The sequence below is a fragment of the Flavobacteriales bacterium genome (assembly GCA_019694795.1).
Classification (GTDB): domain Bacteria; phylum Bacteroidota; class Bacteroidia; order Flavobacteriales_D; family UBA2798; genus UBA2798.
The window spans coordinates 44,929-62,402 of record JAIBBF010000014.1 but is presented as its reverse complement, the minus strand read 5'-3'; the positions used below and the strand labels follow the sequence as shown (position 1 = coordinate 62,402).

Annotated in this window: 14 protein-coding genes; 4 read left to right on the top strand and 10 right to left on the bottom strand. The window is 38.8% G+C overall.

The annotated features are described in order from the left end of the window. From K1X56_06690 to K1X56_06655, 8 genes are all read right to left on the bottom strand, one after another. Positions 1 to 1,070 (bottom strand): HAMP domain-containing protein (locus tag K1X56_06690; protein MBX7094392.1); only part of this gene is annotated, 1,070 nt, incomplete at its 3' end. Between the two features lie 20 nt (positions 1,071 to 1,090). Continuing rightward, positions 1,091 to 1,993, bottom strand: a complete 903-nt coding sequence (locus K1X56_06685) for a tetratricopeptide repeat protein (GenBank protein MBX7094391.1) — start codon at positions 1,991 to 1,993, stop codon at positions 1,091 to 1,093. Positions 1,994 to 1,997: 4 nt separating this feature from the next. Continuing rightward, the gene (locus tag K1X56_06680) at positions 1,998 to 2,522 is read right to left on the bottom strand and encodes a YfiR family protein (protein MBX7094390.1); all 525 of its coding nucleotides are present in this window, start codon (positions 2,520 to 2,522) and stop codon (positions 1,998 to 2,000) included. Positions 2,523 to 2,622: 100 nt separating this feature from the next. Continuing rightward, a complete protein-coding gene (locus K1X56_06675) occupies positions 2,623 to 3,345 on the bottom strand; it encodes a hypothetical protein (GenBank protein MBX7094389.1) in 723 nt (240 codons plus the stop codon). 3 nt (positions 3,346 to 3,348) lie between these two features. Continuing rightward, positions 3,349 to 4,278, bottom strand: a complete 930-nt coding sequence (locus K1X56_06670) for a M28 family peptidase (GenBank protein ID MBX7094388.1) — start codon at positions 4,276 to 4,278, stop codon at positions 3,349 to 3,351. Next, positions 4,271 to 4,792, bottom strand: coding sequence for a ferritin (locus tag K1X56_06665; GenBank protein MBX7094387.1), 522 nt, complete (start codon positions 4,790 to 4,792; stop codon positions 4,271 to 4,273). The genes K1X56_06670 and K1X56_06665 overlap by 8 nt, the downstream gene beginning before the upstream one ends. 96 nt (positions 4,793 to 4,888) lie before the next feature. Next, positions 4,889 to 6,025 (bottom strand): gliding motility-associated C-terminal domain-containing protein, encoded by a 1,137-nt coding sequence (locus K1X56_06660; protein MBX7094386.1) that lies wholly within the window; start codon positions 6,023 to 6,025, stop codon positions 4,889 to 4,891. Between the two features lie 4 nt (positions 6,026 to 6,029). Then, positions 6,030 to 6,563, bottom strand: coding sequence for a sigma-70 family RNA polymerase sigma factor (locus tag K1X56_06655; protein MBX7094385.1), 534 nt, complete (start codon positions 6,561 to 6,563; stop codon positions 6,030 to 6,032). A 116-nt stretch (positions 6,564 to 6,679) separates the two neighbouring features. Between K1X56_06655 and K1X56_06650 the strand changes: the two genes are divergently transcribed. Next, positions 6,680 to 7,951, top strand: a complete 1,272-nt coding sequence (locus K1X56_06650; protein MBX7094384.1) for a TlpA family protein disulfide reductase — start codon at positions 6,680 to 6,682, stop codon at positions 7,949 to 7,951. Positions 7,952 to 8,019: 68 nt separating this feature from the next. On the opposite strand, the gene K1X56_06645 is transcribed toward K1X56_06650, so the two are convergent. Both K1X56_06645 and rpiB read right to left on the bottom strand, forming a co-directional pair. Then, positions 8,020 to 9,588, bottom strand: a complete 1,569-nt coding sequence (locus K1X56_06645) for a M28 family peptidase (protein ID MBX7094383.1) — start codon at positions 9,586 to 9,588, stop codon at positions 8,020 to 8,022. Positions 9,589 to 9,590: 2 nt separating this feature from the next. After that, the gene (gene rpiB, locus K1X56_06640; GenBank protein ID MBX7094382.1) at positions 9,591 to 10,025 is read right to left on the bottom strand and encodes a ribose 5-phosphate isomerase B; all 435 of its coding nucleotides are present in this window, start codon (positions 10,023 to 10,025) and stop codon (positions 9,591 to 9,593) included. A 415-nt stretch (positions 10,026 to 10,440) separates the two neighbouring features. Between rpiB and K1X56_06635 the strand changes: the two genes are divergently transcribed. The 3 genes from K1X56_06635 to K1X56_06625 are packed head-to-tail and all read left to right on the top strand — an operon-like array spanning position 10,441 to position 17,440. Then, positions 10,441 to 11,985 carry a hypothetical protein gene (locus tag K1X56_06635; protein MBX7094381.1) on the top strand — a complete coding sequence of 515 codons (1,545 nt, stop codon included), beginning with the start codon at positions 10,441 to 10,443 and terminating at the stop codon, positions 11,983 to 11,985. Continuing rightward, positions 11,982 to 16,676 carry a PAS domain S-box protein gene (locus K1X56_06630; protein ID MBX7094380.1) on the top strand — a complete coding sequence of 1,565 codons (4,695 nt, stop codon included), beginning with the start codon at positions 11,982 to 11,984 and terminating at the stop codon, positions 16,674 to 16,676. The genes K1X56_06635 and K1X56_06630 overlap by 4 nt, the downstream gene beginning before the upstream one ends. 11 nt (positions 16,677 to 16,687) lie before the next feature. Then, positions 16,688 to 17,440, top strand: a complete 753-nt coding sequence (locus tag K1X56_06625; protein ID MBX7094379.1) for a response regulator — start codon at positions 16,688 to 16,690, stop codon at positions 17,438 to 17,440. Positions 17,441 to 17,474 lie beyond the last annotated feature (34 nt).

The window sequence follows — 17,474 nt, the reverse complement described above, 5'->3', positions numbered from 1 at the left end:
AGCTCTTCGAGTTTCTGGCGTTGTTTTTCAATTTCTTCTTTCTGACGAACAACTTCTTCGGTACGCTCAATTACTTTTTGCTCGAGGATGCGTTCGTTTTCTGCTAAATCATCACGCATTTTTAAAAGGGCGTGACCTAAAACGTCTTCATCAGAAAGCGGTTCGTAATTGTAATTAAAATTACCCATACCCACCTGACGGGAAAAATCGGTGGTGCGACGATAACCGGTAACCAGATTATTCAGTGCAACAGCCATTTCACCAATCTCATCATCCCTCGATTTCATTTGTTCTTTAGGAATGATTCCACGTCCCATTTGCTGAATCATGCCCTTCAGTTTACCAACCGGTTTTACAATAGAACGCGAAGTAAACGTTGCAATCAACAATGAACCCACAACCAGCGCAATTCCCGTAAATATTAAAAGGTAAATGAGGAATTGATACGACTTCATTGTTTTATCACTCGAAGCCACCTGAGCATCACGCGAATTTTTCAGACGTAATTCCTGCATTCGTTTCAGGCGATTCAGGTTAACTAAAATCATTTTAGCTTCCTTATCAATATCTCCGTCTGTCTCTACCAGAAAACGCGCCATAAGTGCTTTTTCCGCATCGGCATAGTCTTCGAATGAAGTAAGTAATCCCTGAACCTGCGTGTATAAATCCAGAAGGGTATTAATCGATGAGAAAACAGTATCAATAATGACCACTTCTTCTTTGGGCCAATAATCCTTCATGTTGTCAATATCCTTCGTAACACGCGGAAGATCCGTTCCCATTAAGCTAATCAATCGCATTTTATCGGGATTATCTTCACGCGATTGTTCTGTTGCCCACTTCGTGATAAGGGCTTTCGATTCCTGAATATTATTACTTAACTCAATAACCAGGTTTACCGAAGGAGTTTCAATGCGGGTAATGCGCTCGTTGAGTTGTTTGGATTCTTCGAAAATTTCCAAACCACTAACCACGTTACGAACGGTGAGTGTAAAAATGAGGACAATGAAGAAAATGACGACACCGAATCCGAGTCCAATTCTTCTGCCAATGGTAAATCTTAGCTTCATGAGAGTGGCCGAATCAATTTTTATTTATCCTGTCCTTCCTGAAGTTTCTTTTTCAGATCTTCCCAATACTTAAACTTGTCGGGCTCGTTCAACTGGTAATGGATACCGCTGAGGCCCTCTGCTATTTCGAGTGGATTAATATCCTTGCAGTTTTGTAACTCCCATGCTTTATACATGTGTGGTTTCGATAAGAGGAATAAATCCACACAGGTTTCCTGCGCTTTTACAATATCTTCCAGTGGAGTGGTAGGATCAAGATTTAATAAAATCTCTACGCCTTTGTTGTAGTACAAAATACCAATCTGGTAATGTGCAAGACAGTTGGCCGAATCCAGTTCAACTACTTTTTCGTATACACGAATGGCTTGATTAAAAAACTCATCAGAGCCTTTATCCATCCGGTTGTATTTTTTTACCAACACCGTTGCAAGCGCATTGTAATACTCCACATCCGATTTGGTAAAGTCGGTACCGGGGGTTAAACGTTGCGTTTGTTTTTTATACTCGTTATAAAACTTTTCGGATTCAGCATAATTGGTAGTGTCCATTAAACGAACCGCATCGTTGTAATAGGAAACAATTATGCTTTTTAAAGATCCGTTGTTGCGTGCCGTGAAATCGTTGTTTTTATCCAGTTCGTTCGATTTAAAGAATGACTCAATCGCAATGGGTCGTGCCTTTGAATAACGGTCCTCTTTGTCCACCTGCTTATAGACATCGCGGTAAATAAATCCTCTTAAGTGCCAGGTAAAGGCATCACCTGCTTCCGATGGCGATACAATTGCGCTATCGATTAAACGGGTTGCTTTATCCCATTCGTTGTTTTGGTACGCAACCAGCGCACCTTCAGCGAAAGGACCCTGAGCCATGGCCTGCAGGAAGGTCATGAGCACAAACACCAATATGTAGGATATCCTTTTCATAATATTATTCTACTCGGGCAGCAAGGTTTTCTAATTTAGAACCCACCACCAATTTGTATTTCGACGCATTGGACTTGCTGAGTTCGTACGATTGTTTGTTGTCCTTAATAACAAAGTTAATTACGGCCCCTTCTCTTAGTTTCCCTTCTTTTTCGGTGACTATGAGTGTGCTTTTACTTTTAAATTTTTTCGATAATTCCGACACCCGGTCGCTCTGGTCGGGAGCAACAACGAGAATGTGACAGTGACTTACTTCTGAAAAAGTCGGAAAGGTTTTGATTTTAATGGCTTGTTTCCCTACTGATTTATTCGAGTATTTCGAAACCAATTCATCATAGAGCGGAGAATCTCCGAAAACACCGATGATGAAATCCCCTTGCTTGAATTCCTTCGGCCAATCCACCAATGTTGCAAACTGATACACAAACAAAGCTTTTACTGTTTTGTGAGTGTCCTTAGGATCCAATGCGCCCTTCTCCATCGAAAGCGATGGCAGTACGAGTAATAGGATCAGAACCAACCTCTTCATCTTTGTACTGAGTGTTCAGTTTAATTGTTTCGCAATATATATAAAATATCGCTCCATTGGGACGAAACCTCAAAAGGCGAAAACCGTGCCAAAATCGGGACTAGTAATTTTGTTTCAGCACAGGATTGGGTAGCGCTCCTTTTTCATCCTTCTTCTTGCGGTCTTTCCGCTTTTGTTTTTCCAGTTTCCGCTCATTGTACCGGAAATCGGCACTTCTTCGCTCTTTTCGCTCCTTTTTGGACTTGGCCCGGTCTTCTTTCGACTGAAACAGGACAAATTTCCGCTTTCCGTAGCCTTCTCCGGCTTTTACGGTTTTCTTTTTGCCTTTTCCTGTAAACGAATCGCCCGTATTAAATTTATCGCCCGACTTTTTACCACTTCCCTTAAAACTATCGCCCGTATTTCCACCCTTACCTTTGCCTGAAGAGCTTACAAAGGCGTCGGAAGTTACCATTCTTGGTTTTTTGGAATAATCGGCCTTAAAAAAATCGCCTCCGCTGCCGGATTTCTTTTTGCCCGCTCCTGAAGTAAAAAAATCGTTTTCGGAAGAGGACCCTTTCCCTTTAGGTTTGCTGGCTACAAAATGATCCGAACGAGAGCCGCCGGTCGATTTTTTCCGCTCGGCCGAAAAATGATCTTTAGACTTGGGGTTGTTCTTCTTTTGTGGTTTGGCGTTAAAGGTCGACTTTACCGATTGCTGTTTCTTTTTACCGGAAGAATTAAATGTTTTTTTCCCATCGCTTACGCCTTTGTTATCGCGTTGCGACCAAATGGATGTGGCGCATACCAGCATCACCAGGGTGAAAAAAAATCGTAGAAACAAAATTTAGAAATTCTTCTTTAAGGTATGAAAAATTCCATTCACCACCTCACTCATTTTGCCATAATTGAGGGTTAAATAGGTATCGGTTTTACGGTGGTAGTTTTTATTGCGTAAAAAAGCAGAATCCGTAATCATAATCGCCTTAAATCCGAACAACCAGTAATTAAGATGATCCGAAAAATCAACCCCTTGTAATTTGGCTGGGGCAATCAGCATTTCTGAACCTATTTCTGCATTCTTCCGGATTCCTTTTTTAAATTTTTTTGCCATCCGTTTCATTCCCTTTTTACCCACCACCGCAATAAAATTTCCTTTAGAGGGATAGAATAATTTCATCAGAGAAACGGGATAATTTTGGGAACCTTTTTTTTCGGAATAAAAGCCAATCATTTCCAAACTTATCATTCCGGAAACCTCCACTTTTCGCTGAGCAAGATCTGCCGCATGAATATAGCTTCCCATTTTTTCCGTTCGGAAATACGGGGGTTCTTCCAGTGTATAAAAAACCATTTCTATACAGTTTTTTAACCCCGGATTTTCATGGTTTAACAATCGCGCCAACTCCAGCAATCCAGCAACGCCGGATGCATTATCATCTGCCCCGGGTAAATCCATGCATACATCATAGTGCGCGCCAATCACCAAACGGGGAAGGCTTGTATCACCATAGGTGACCACCACATTGTGATACAAAACGGAATCGGCGTAATAATGCTGTTTTCTCCATTTCAGACCCATGCTATCCAGCTGTGTGCGGATATACAAAGAGGCTTCTTCCAGCGCTTCGGGATGGGAATAGTTTCTCGCTTTTTTAGTGTGGGTAAGGCGATAAACATGTCGTTTTAACACCAATGAGTCTACTGTGTTGGCTTCGGAAAAAGAATAACACAGTAGAAAAATCAGTAAAAAAATAAAACCGGAAAATTTAGGCATTTCCTTTAGCGTTCGCTGTAGTTTGAGCGCGTATGGTTAAAATATCGCGGTCGAAAAGATATAATCCGCCTTTATCTGAACCAATCATTTTAATTTTATCCATAATGGTTCTGGCCAGCGATTCTTCTTCGATTTGTTCAGAAACATACCACTGCATAAAGTTGTGTGTGGAGTAGTCTTTTTCCTTTAAGCAAACATCCACCACTTTGTTGATCTCTGAAGAAACCATGATTTCGTGCGATAACAGTTTTTCGAAAATGGTGCTGATATCTTTAAATGTTTTTGGGGGCTGACTCAAGGCAGGAACAACGGCGTGTCCACCACGTTCATTTACATATTTCACCAGCTTAAGCATGTGCATACGCTCTTCGTCCGAATGCATATACAAAAACTCGGCTACGCCCGGAAATCCATTGCACTCGGCCCAGGATGCCATGGCCAGGTAAAACTGAGAGGACTGTGCCTCTATTTCGATTTGCTGATTCAGCGCTGATTCAACTTTTTTAGGAAGCATAACAATAGAATTTATCCCAAATGTAATGGGAAATGTATTTAGAATGAAAACAAAAAACCCCGAAGATTACTCCGGGGCTTCTTTATAGCAAGTAGATTAATAGTTAATGGTCAGCTGACTCGCGCCTTTGTATTCTTTACCGGATTTATCAATGGCCCGGAACTGGTACATGTAAACCCCCGGATCCACCTTCGTGCCGCTTTTATCGCGACCATCCCATTTAAAGTTTACATCATCTGTTTCAAACAATACACGTCCGGATTTTATTTCAATCACCTGAACGGTTAGCGCTGTAATATTTTTGGTTTCAAACTCGAAATAATCATTTCTTCCATCACCATTCGGTGAAAAAACATTTGGATTTTTAATGGATGATCCTTCGCGTACTACAATGGTAATTTGATCGGTTGACCGGTTTCCTTTTTGATCTTTTACCACCACCGATACGGTATATGAACCGGGCTCTTCGAATTTGTGCAGCGGATTAGCTTCTTTAGAGATTTCTCCATCACCAAAATTCCATTCGAGATTTTCTGCGGACGATTCATTGCTGAATTCAACATATAATGGGGCAGGTCCACCCGTAGTACTTGCCTTAATCAAAGCAACCACGTGGTTTTCTACCAGCTTTTCTTCTTTTACCTGTACAACTGAATTCTCCTTTTTCGTGTCGGTTGCAATAGGGTTAGCAGAAGTGCTTTTGTTGTTTTCGGAAGATTTGTCGTTTGTAACTACGGCAGGGTTTTGCATCAGCTGTTCTTTCTTGGCGCTTGGCGTCATGAAAAAATTAGCAATGGATTCCCCTTTATTATCGTTTTTAACCGTGATTTTCACCTTTTGCGGACTTTCTCCCGGTTTTTGGGGTTTTGTTTCTAAAATGATGGAAGATGTATGATCCGTTTCGGTAAACGTAATCGGCGATTCGTTACTCTCTGTTACCGGATTGGTATTTTCAATGGCAACTGTTTCCGTTTTAGGATTGTTTTCTTTCGCCGCTTCGCTGTTATTGGATGAAATGAAATATCCCAGTCCTAAGCCACCAAGTACCGATATTCCGGAAACCAAAAGTATTCCTTTTGTTGACCAAACACTCGTGCTGCCTGCTACGGAAGAAACCGTAGAGGACTGCCCGATTTGCGACTGCAGCGACTCCCAAACACCAGGACCCGGATCGGCTTCTAGGCTGTTTAATTTATCTCTGAAGAGATCTTCTATGTTCGTATTCTTTTCCACGTTCTTATATCATGTTTTGTTTTTCGAGAATAGTCATCAGATAACTTCTAGCTCTCGAAAATTGACTCTTTGAAGTGCTTTCGGTAATTCCCAGCTGATCTCCGATTTCTTTGTGACTGTATCCTTCAATCACATATAAATTGAAAACCATCCGGTATCCTGCGGGAATCTTCTGAAGAATTTTAAGTAAATCTTCAGCTGAAATATCAGATACAATGTCGTGCCCCGATGAAAGTGCATAACCTACATCATCTATATCCTGCATTTGGCGTTCCTGTTTCGACTTCCGATACGCATCCAAAGCCGTATTAACAAAAATCCGCCTTACCCAACCTTCAAAAGAACCCATACCGTTAAAGGACTTTAATTTCTCAAAAACCTTAACGAAACCATCCTGAAGGATGTCCTGCGCCTCTTCGTAACTTGCTGAGTATCTTAAGCAAACACCCATCATTTTACGCGAAAACCGGTCGTAAAGAGCTTTTTGGGCTCCCGGCCTGCCTTCGAGACATTCACGGATCAGCTGTTCATCATTCATGGATCGTTCGAAATTAAAGACTGAAAATCCAATTTAAAGGTTGCATTGGGTAAGCAAAATAGTGAAAGAAACGCCCAAGGTCAAGGAATTCTGGGTAATATTGAAGCCTATTCATCATGCGTACTACATCTCTCTACCTGTTTGTTTTTTCGGCCATGTTAATGGCTTGTGGTGTTGCTTCGGTTCAGGAAGAAAAACACGGGGTATCCGGTAAGGATAAATTTCTTTCGGTTGGCGAATGGAAAATGAATATGCAATTAAGTGCAACCGACTTTCTTCCGTTTCGTTTTAATCTCCTGGAAGAAAACAATAAATATTATGCTGAGGTTGTAAACGGAACAGAAAAAATAAAAAGTCTGGAATTAAGCCTAAACGGCGATTCGATTTTTTTCCGGTTACCCATTTTCGATAGTGAATTTCGTTTAAAACGCATGGATCAGGGAACACTGGTAGGTGCCTGGTACAATTACACGCGTTGTTGCAATTATCATATTGATGTTTCAGCCAAATTCGGTAGTGAAGAGCGATTTGTTTTGCCTGAATCACTATCCGAAGATCCTGCTGATTTTAATGGAAAATGGAAAGTAATTTTTAGTCCGGGTACCGACGATCAATACGATGCTGTTGGATTGTTTGAGCAGAAAAACAATCGCATCAGCGGTACTTTTCTCACCGAAACCGGTGATTACCGATTCCTCGAAGGAAATGTATTTGGCAACCGAATGTTGCTCTCCTGTTTCGATGGCAGCCATGCTTTTTTATTTGATGCGCGTTTAAATGCAGAACAACAATTAAGCGGAAAATTCTTCTCCGGAAAACACTGGCAGGAACCCTGGACCGCGAATAGAAATGCAGCATTTGAATTGGCAAATCCTGACTCTTTAACCTACATCAAACCGGGTTACAGCGGATTAAATTTTGCATTTCCCAATCTTAAAGGCGAAACGGTTTCTTTCCCTTCCGACAACTACACCAATAAAGTGGTTATCGTTCAACTAATGGGATCCTGGTGTCCGAATTGCATGGACGAAACCGCCTTTTTAAAAGATCTCTACAATGAATACCATGCACAGGGTCTGGAAATTATTTCGCTGTGTTATGAGCGCTCCGAAAACTTTGAGGAATCCGTTCGAAATGTGTCCAATCATAAAAATCACCTGGGTGCCAATTGGCAATTTCTTATTGCGGGATCTGCCAGTAAAGAAAAAGCTGCAAAAACACTCCCAATGTTGAATCATGTGATGTCCTTTCCAACCTCTATTTTCATCGATAAAAACGGGAAAGTGCGCAAAATACACACCGGGTTTTACGGGCCGGGCACAGGCGATTATTTTACCCGTTATTCGGAATTGAACAGAAACTTTGTAGAAAAGCTCTTGGCTGAATAAAGATTAGCTTTCCAAGAATTCTTAAAATTTTGATGAAATCTTAAGGCGAAGCCGTTTTTAAAATTTTTTTAGGGCGTTTTTAACTGAATCCGCTCTTCCCGATTCGCAATTTCCCAGGCAGTAAAGAAAACCAGACGCGTAATTTTCTCCATTTTAAGGAAATCTATTTTCTCCACATCATCCGTGGCCTGATGGTAGTCTTCATGCACGCCGTTAAAGTAGAAAATCACCGGAATATTCTTTTTGGCAAAATTGTAGTGGTCGGAACGATAGTAAAAACGATTGGGATCTTTCAGGTCATTGTATTTGTAATCCAGTTGCAATCCGGTATACAATTCATTGGCCTTTTCACTCACCGCGTGAAGGTCGTCGCTCAAAATATTTGATCCGATTAAATAAATATAGTTGGGATTGTTTTCATGATCCTTATCCAAACGGCCTATCATATCTATATTTAAATCCACCACTGTTTTTGCCAATGGGAAAACGGGATATTCAGAATAATAATAAGAGCCCAGCAATCCTTTTTCCTCACCCGACACCATCATAATCAGAATAGATCTTCTTGGTCGCTTTCCTGCCTTTGCTGCCGCTTGAAAAGCTTCTGCCAATTCCAGCAGTGCAACGGTTCCGGAACCATCATCATCTGCTCCGTTAAAGACCTTATCTCCTTCCATGCCGATATGATCGTAATGTGCAGTAATAATAACCAACTCATCTTTCTTATCGGTACCTTCAATATAAGCCAGCACATTTTCTGCGCTCAGCACTTCATTGTCGCGATCAATTTTTATTTCAATCTCGCAATTCAACTCCATTCGCACTGTCTTTTTAGTTTTGGCAATTTGCGTACGAATAGCAGCGAGCGATTTATCGCCTAAAAAAACAGGAGCTAAATCTTCATTAAAATAAAACGTGTGTAATCGACGCTTCTGTGCTTTATAATCGGAATCTACCGTATCCATCTCCAGCATCATGGATGGCTTTTCTATATAGTGTCGGTAATAATCGAGATTTAGAGAATAATTATTCTTTAATACAATCACTGCTGCTGCACCTTTCGATTTTGCCAGTTGAATTTTTTTCTTTTGATCGGAACTCCACACGGATAATTTTTTGGATTTGGTGATCAGGGATTTTCCTTTTTTATCCATTGGCTCACCATCCATTAAAAGCAGAATTTTTCCTTTTACTTCTGCCCCTGTATAATCTGAATAAATAGGATCATCGATACCATAACCTAAGAGCAGAATTTTATTGCTTTTAATCACCGTATCACTAAAGCCGGGGAAATAATAGAAGTCGCGAATAAATTCATAGGATTTTCCGCGAATGGAAATTTCTCCGTTTGGGGCTTGCTCCACTACGTTGTACGACTGAAAATAGGATTGTCCAATTACAGCCGGAATCCCCAATGCCTTAAATTGAGCAGCAATATAAGCGGCTGCCTTTTTTTGTCCCGCTTTACCTGTTTCTCTACCCTCATATTCATCCGAAGCTAAAACATGGAGGTGTTTCGACAAGTCTTCTTTGTTAATGAAGGCCGAATATTTAAGTGCCGTACTATCAATCTTTTGTTGTGCTTTTACACAATGAATCAACAAAAGAAATGAACAAAATGTGAATAAGCTTTTCATACTTAACTGCAAGCAATCTTGTTAACGCGGCGTTCATGTCGACCGCCCTCAAATGAAGTATTCAAAAATGTATCCAAAATCTCAATCGCTTGTTCGTCACTAACATACCTTGCGGGGATCGAAAGCACATTGGCATTATTATGTAAACGGGCAAGACTTGCAATTTCCGGCATCCAGCATAATGCAGCGCGAATTCCCTGGTGTTTGTTAGCAGCCATGCTGATTCCGTTTCCGCTACCACAGAGTAAAATTCCGAGATCAACTTCATTATTTTCAACCGCTTTAGAAACTGCGTGGGCATAATCCGGATAATCTGTGCTTTCTTCGGAATAGGTTCCTTTGTCTTCCACGGAATAACCATTCGCCCGTAAATGGTCAATTAATTTCGTTTTTAATTGAAATCCGGCATGATCGCAGCCTATAGCAATTGTTTTCATTTGTATGCTGTTTTGTTAATAAACTACCTGATTAGTTATCCTTATAGATGCTGTTAATTACATGAATTTCCCGTTAATATCTTATTAAAATAAGTTTTGTCAATTCCCGATTCAATCCTGTATAACATTAAATTCATTCTCCTTACAATAAGTTGAGAGATTATTTAAGTATCAACTAAACATCAGAATCAACATTTTTGTAAATTCAAAAGTAAGTATTTATCCGAAACCAAGTTTTTACACCATGTGTTAAAAATCACGTATATTGCTAAGATTCAAATTTTTGGGTTCTAATAACCTATGAATAATTATTGATAAGTGACGAAATAAAGAAATTAGCGCAGATACTATTAACAGTGTTAACACCGTAATAAAAGAGAATAACATTAAAATAAAAGATATATATAAAATGAGAGTGGGTAAAAAGATAATAGGGTGTATTGTATTCCTTCTTATTCTTGCAATGGATTTGGTGCATGCTCAGGTTAACCCGAATGGATACAATGTTTTTTATTATCCCAATGGAAATAAGTCGAGCGAAGGTACCATGAAGGAAGGTAAACCGGAGGGATATTGGAAAACTTATTATGAAACAGGAAAATTAAAAACAGAAGGAAACCGGAAAAATTATCAGTTAGACAGTACCTGGAAATTTTATTCTGATAAGGGAGTTATTCAAACGGAAATTAATTACGCAGAAGGAAAGAAAAATGGACTTACACGGAATTACGATGTAAACGGGAATTTGTTAAGTGAGGAAAATTATGCGAACAATATTAAGCAGGGACCTGTAATTGTTTATCACCCGAATGGTAAAGTAAAGCGCACCGAAAATTATGCAGATAATGTAATTACAGGTGCAGCAAGAGAGTTTGATTCTACGGGTGTGGTTATTGCTATTGAGGATTATCAGGATGGCAGATTAAGACTTCAAAATAAAATAAATCGTAAGGATGAAAATGGAAATAAAACCGGTAAATGGGTTGAGTTTTATCCCGACGGAACCGTAAAAACTGAAGCTGAATTTAGCGGAGGTATTCAGGTTGGTTATTTTAAGGAATACGATAAAAAAGGGAATTTAAAAGTCATTGAGAAGTACGAAGAGGGACAAAAACAGGAGTATGCTGAAGAGACTGTTTTTATTGATTTCAGAACTGAATATTATCCCACAGGTAAAATTCGTCTCGTAGGCGGTTATACCAATGGATTAAAAAATGGTGTTTTCCGTGAATATGATACACTGGGACAGATTATCAATTCGTACATGTATGAAAACGATACGCTGGTAGCAGAAGGAATTGTTGATGGCGACGGGTCCTATGTTGGTCCCTGGAAATATTTCTATAAAGACGGTAAAGTACGTGCAGAAGGCAAGTATGAAAATGGAATGAAAACCGATGAATGGAAGTTTTACCACCGCAATGGTAAAATTGAACAAAAAGGTAAATACGTAAAAGGTAAACCACATGGAATGTGGAATTGGTTTTATGCCAACGGTAAACTTCACCGGGAAGAAAACTACAGGTATGGTAAGGAGGACGGAGTTAGTATTGAATACGACTCATTAGGAGCCATTTTAACGCAAGGAGAGTTCATAGATGGTAAAAGGACCGGAGATTGGTTTTATCATGTGGGAGATCACACCGAAAAGGGTAAATTTATAGATGGTGAAAAGGATGGTGATTGGGAGTTTATTTATGATAACGGAAAAATTGCTTTTACCGGGAAATATGTAAACGGATTAGCGGAAGGAAAGCATAAATATTATTATGATAACGGACAACTTCGTTTAGAAGGAAAATTTAAACAGGGATTAAAAGAGGGTACCTGGCATCATTATAATGAAGATGGAACACCTCATTTATCCATTGAATACAAACACGGAGTAGAAACGAGATTTGACGGAATTAAACGAAAAGAAAAAATGGATCCGTTAAAAGTTAATGCGGTTGAACAATGAGAAATCTTATCGGATTTCTTAAGAAAGAATTCGGTTTTAGTCAAAGCGACGAACATTATAAAATTTACCGAATTTATTTTTTGTTTGGTGCTATCGTAGCGCCCTTGTTGACCTTTGTTGTACCATCAGAGGGAGTAACAAAAAGTTTTGTATTAGATCTGCTGGTTATTATTTCATTTACCTCTGTTCTGATTCTATCTTTCTTTTTTGAGCAGATTAAAATTAGGCTGAAAGAAATATTTTTTGGCATTGGGTATTTAGCTACCATTTATGCTTTTGCCAACATGTATTCTTCGGGCTACAATACAGAAGATTATTTAACTTTTGTTTTGAGTTTTATTGCCATCGTTGTCGCAATTCAGGATCATCGCATTACTGTATTTTATACCATCTCGTTTTTAATTGTTTCCGTTATTGCTTCGTTTATAATTAATAACCCCGAAAATAATGCTTCAAGTATTGTTGTGTTGGTTTTTGTAATGGGTATCGTGGGATTTGTAATTCACTATACACGCTTTATTTTATTACGTAATTTAATTGAAAACAAAAACGAATTATCCGGAAGTCGCGATCGTTTGTTAACCTTACTCGATTCGATTGATAAGGTGGTTTACAATGTTTCTATCGACGATAAAGGAATTAAAACATTAAGATATGTTTCAGCTACAATTGATGATATTTTAGGTTTATCTGTTGATGAATATATCACGGAAATTAAATCAGGAAGAATTATAGAACGAATTCATCCGGAAGATTTACCCGGAGTAATTGATGCCTCCAGAATATTATCCGAAAAGAAGGTACCGGTTTCTATGATATATCGCTTTTTAAAAAGTGATGGTTATATATGGATCGAAGAAAAGGTATTTCCAAAGCTGGATCAAGAAGGTAATCATGTAGCGAGTATTGGAATTTCATCGGATGTTACATTGCGTGTAAACAATGAAATTTCATTGAAAAAATCGGAAGAACGTTACCGGTCGATGATTGAACGGAACCTTGCCGGTTTTTACAGAATCAGCCTGGATAATATTCTGATTGATTGCAATAATTCCTTTGCAGGTATTATGGGATTTAGCGATAAAAATGAAATTATCGGTAAATCCATATCCGAATTATATATCGATTCTACCGACAAAGGAAGATTTGTTCAGCTATTAAAACAAAACCCGCATTTTTATAATCACGAAAGTAAAATTCGATTAAGATCAGGAAAAGAAATCTGGTTACTGGAAAACGTTTCTCTGATTCACAACTCAAGAAATGAAGCCGAATATATCGAGGGAACTGCCTTTGATATTACTGAAATGAAAGATGCTGAATTACGCATCAGATCCATTCAGAAAAATCTTGAACTTGTAATTGATAACATCGATTCACTGGTATATAGTCTGGATATTGATGAAAAGGGAAATAAACATTTTAATTTTTTAGGACCTCAAATCGAAAAGCTGGTAGGTATCCCACGTGAGCAATACATAAAATCAGTTCAGGATGGTTCAATCAATAATTATTTCCACCCGGAAGATTTGCAAAATGTCCGCATTCAATTACAGGAAATAAGAGATAAAAAAACATCCGGAATTTTTACTTACCGGTTTTTAGATCAATCGAGTCAAACCTATAAATGGCTCGAAGAATCCATGTTTCCTCAATTTGATGAGAAGGGAAGATTGTACAAAAATTTCGGTGTGGTAAGGGATGTTTCTGAAAAGAAAAAGTATGAGGATGTCCTTCGTGCCAATGAAGAAAAATACAGAAACCTGTTTGAACGAAATCTTGCCGGTGTATTCAGAACGCGCTTAAATGGAGAAATACTGGAATGTAATGATGCATTTGTTCGCATGTTTGGTTATGATAGTAAGGAAGACATTTTAAGTATATCGAGTAAGGATTTATATTTTACGGATGCCGACAGGGAAAAATATCTTTCCGATTTGAACAAGGAGAATATGCTGTCGAATTACGAAATGCGGCAAAAGCGTAAGGACGGATCGGAATTGTGGTTGTTTGCAAATGTTTCCTTATCGCCCGATGAGGGTGTGTTAATGGGGACATTAATCGATATTACTGAACAAAAATTAACCAGTGAGGCGCTCGCTCAGAATGAAGAAAAATTCAGACTTTTATTTGAGGTTACGAACGACTCCATCTTCATCATTTCACGCAATGTAATTATCGATTGTAATGAACGTTCATCTGATATGTTCGGATATTCGAAATTTGAATTGGTAGGAAATTCACTGATTTCATTTTCGCCCGATATACAACCGGATGGAATGCCTTCTGCAGAAAAGTGGAAGCAGCGTTTATTGTTATCTGAACAAGGAAAATCACAGTTTTTTTACTGGAGAATGAACAATGCCTCCGGTAAATTTTTCGATACTGAAATTTCACTTAATTCATTCTCATTAGGAAATGAGATTTTTGTTCAGGTGGTAATTCGCGACATCACACAACGGATGAAAGCAGAGATTGCTCTTCGTGATAGTGAAGAACGGTTTAAATTATTAGCCTCCTCAGCAATTGAAGGAGTTGTTTTTTCTGATGAAGGAAAAATCATCGACTGCAATGATCAGATTGTTTCTATTTTAGGTTACGATAGTCGCAAAGATGTTTTAGGTAAATCGCTTGCTGATTTTATTATTCCCGAAGACCATGCCGTAATGGCGAGAGTATTAAGGGATGATTCTGATGAGTTGACCGAGTTGCGTGTTTATAAAAAAGATGGTTCCATTATTTGGTTAGACACCAAAGGGAAATACATGTTTTTCGGTAGCCGTAAAGTAAGGGTTTCGGTGGTTGAGGATATTACTGAACGAAAATTATATGAAGAACAAATATTGAACAGTAAACGTTCGTATGAGCAATTAGTAGAAGGATCTCCATATGGTATTTTCATTCACACCGATGGATACGTTCAATATGCAAATCAGGAAGCATTTGAAATTGTGGGATTAGATCGTGATCATTTTACCATGGGTAAATTTTCGATTTATGATTTTCTAATGCCCGACTATGTGGAAGAAAGTCATGAACGCAGAAGGAAAATTTTGAACGGTGAAAGCGTACCTTTTATTCGTGTTAAAATGAGAAATGTTTCTGGCGATGTTATCGATATTGAAACGAAATCTCAATTGATCGTTTACGAGGGGAAACCTTCTATTCAAACAACCTTAATAAATATTTCTGCGGAATTACAACTTGAAAAAGAAAAACTGCGTGCAGAGGTAGCTGAGCAAACCAATCAATTGCTGGAAGCCGAAATTAATGAGCACAAAGAAACGCAACGCCGGTTACAGGAAATTCAGCAATACACAGAAAGTATTATTGGTAGTTCTATCGATATGATTATCGCTACGGACATTAATAATTTAATTACACAAATGAATCCCGCAGCATTGAATTGTTTCGGGTATGATAAAGAAGAAATTTTAGGTCAGCATATTTCTTTATTATATAGTTCTGAATTGGACTATATCACAATAAAAAATTACCTGGATAAGGAAGGAACCTACACGGGTGAAATTTCTAATCGCAGAAAATCCGGCGAGGTATTTATTTCGTACATCTCTGCTTCATTAATTAAATCGCCAAGCGGAAGTGTAATTGGTGCCATGGGTGTTTCGCGGGATATCACTGAAATTATTGAGGCGGAAAAAATCGTTCAGGAACAAAACGCAAAAATTAAATCCATTTTCGAAAACTCATCCAATATGATGATGTGGACAATGGATCGTAATTATACCATTACCTCTTTCAATAAAAGCTTTGCCGATATCATGCAAAGTTTGTTTCAGATACCGGTTAAAATTGGTATGCATATTTTCGATGCGCTTTCTGGTGATCTCGATGATGATACCAAAGCAAAAATTACCACGCCTTTCGAATTTGCATTTCATGGTAGTGCGCATGAATTGGATGGGCCTTTATTCGGCATACGTTCTTCCGATCGCTGGTTTGAAACCTACCTCAACCCTATTCGACTGGAGTCAGGCGAAATTGAAGAAATCAGTTGCCTCGCTCACGATATCACCGAGAAGAAAAAAGCGGAAAACGACTTGCTTGATTCCTTAAAAGAAAAAGAGGTTTTACTTAAGGAAGTCCATCACCGGGTGAAAAACAACTTGCAGGTAATTTCCAGTATCCTCAATCTCCAATCGAGTTATGTTCGTGATGAAGGTACGTTGCAGATTTTACGTGAAAGCCAGAATCGGATCAAGTCCATGTCCTTCATCCACGAAAGTCTATATCAGACCAAGAACTTCAGCTCCGTTAATTTTTCGGAGTACATATATAACTTGTCGAAAAATTTAGTACATTCATACCAGGTATTTGGCGATTTAGTCGAACTTGATTTCCAGCTTGGAGATGTCCAACTGAATTTAGATCAGTCTATTCCTTGCGGATTAATAGTTAACGAACTAGTTTCCAACGCTTTGAAATATGCCTTTAAGGATGGTGTCAAGGGCAGGATTATCATTGAGCTGGTGGAATCGGGCAAGCAGGTACAGTTAAGGGTGGAAGATAATGGATGCGGATTGCCCCCGGGCTTTGATCCGATGTCGACCGAAACCCTGGGATTGCAGCTGGTGGCGACCCTGGTGGAACAGCTGGATGGTAAAATGCTTCTTGATTCGGAGCCGCAAAGGGGTACTAAATATTTAATTACATTTGAAAAATTGAATTAACCGGGTTTTTTATGTCAAAAACAACCGTACTCGTAGTAGAAGATGAAAGTATCGTATCGAAGGACATTCAGCAGAGTCTGACTAAACTTGGTTACAATGTGGTGGGAGCTGCTTCTACCGGAGAAAAAGCAATAGCGCTTGCCACAGAATTGCGACCAGACATTGTGTTAATGGACATTATGCTGAAAGGTTCTATTACCGGAATTGATGCCGCAGGAGAAATTAAAAAAAATGAGGCGATACCTGTTATTTTTCTCACCGCTTATGCCGATGAAAGTACTTTATCTAAAGCGAAAGTAACAGAGCCGTATGGTTATATCATTAAGCCGTTTAAGGAAATTGATTTGCATACGTCCATAGAAATGGCTCTGTACAAACACAAGAAGGAAAAAGAAATTGTAAAAGAAAGAGATTTACTTTATTCCATTGTGGAAAACAAAGATTCAAAAGATTACATCTTTGTAAAATCTAATTCCAGATTAATTAAGCTCAATACAAAAGAGATCTTTTACATTGAGGCTTTGAAAGATTATGTGGTGATCAATACACTGAATAGCCGGTACACCATCCACTCTACCATGAAGGACATTGAAAAGAAAATGCCAATCAGTGATTTTATTCGTGTACACCGTTCTTTCATTGTGCGCATCGATAAGATTGCTTCGATTGATTTGCCAAATCTGGTCCTGGAGAATGATAAGAAAGTGATTCCTATTGGCGGTTCTTATAAGGACGATTTAGTGAATCGTTTGAATCTGGTATAACCAAAAAGATAAATTATAAAGGGGCTCTGCAGCC

Excerpts from the sequence above, each read along its gene's own strand:
- K1X56_06685 (MBX7094391.1), bottom strand. The coding sequence starts at position 1,993 with ATGAAAAGGATATCCTACATATTGGTGTTTGTGCTCATGACCTTCCTG.
- K1X56_06680 (MBX7094390.1), bottom strand. The coding sequence starts at position 2,522 with ATGAAGAGGTTGGTTCTGATCCTATTACTCGTACTGCCATCGCTTTCG.
- K1X56_06670 (MBX7094388.1), bottom strand. The coding sequence starts at position 4,278 with ATGCCTAAATTTTCCGGTTTTATTTTTTTACTGATTTTTCTACTGTGT.
- K1X56_06665 (MBX7094387.1), bottom strand. The coding sequence starts at position 4,792 with ATGCTTCCTAAAAAAGTTGAATCAGCGCTGAATCAGCAAATCGAAATA.
- K1X56_06655 (MBX7094385.1), bottom strand. The coding sequence starts at position 6,563 with ATGAATGATGAACAGCTGATCCGTGAATGTCTCGAAGGCAGGCCGGGA.
- K1X56_06650 (MBX7094384.1), top strand. The coding sequence starts at position 6,680 with ATGCGTACTACATCTCTCTACCTGTTTGTTTTTTCGGCCATGTTAATG.
- K1X56_06645 (MBX7094383.1), bottom strand. The coding sequence starts at position 9,588 with ATGAAAAGCTTATTCACATTTTGTTCATTTCTTTTGTTGATTCATTGT.
- rpiB (MBX7094382.1), bottom strand. The coding sequence starts at position 10,025 with ATGAAAACAATTGCTATAGGCTGCGATCATGCCGGATTTCAATTAAAA.
- K1X56_06630 (MBX7094380.1), top strand. The coding sequence starts at position 11,982 with ATGAGAAATCTTATCGGATTTCTTAAGAAAGAATTCGGTTTTAGTCAA.
- K1X56_06625 (MBX7094379.1), top strand. The coding sequence starts at position 16,688 with ATGTCAAAAACAACCGTACTCGTAGTAGAAGATGAAAGTATCGTATCG.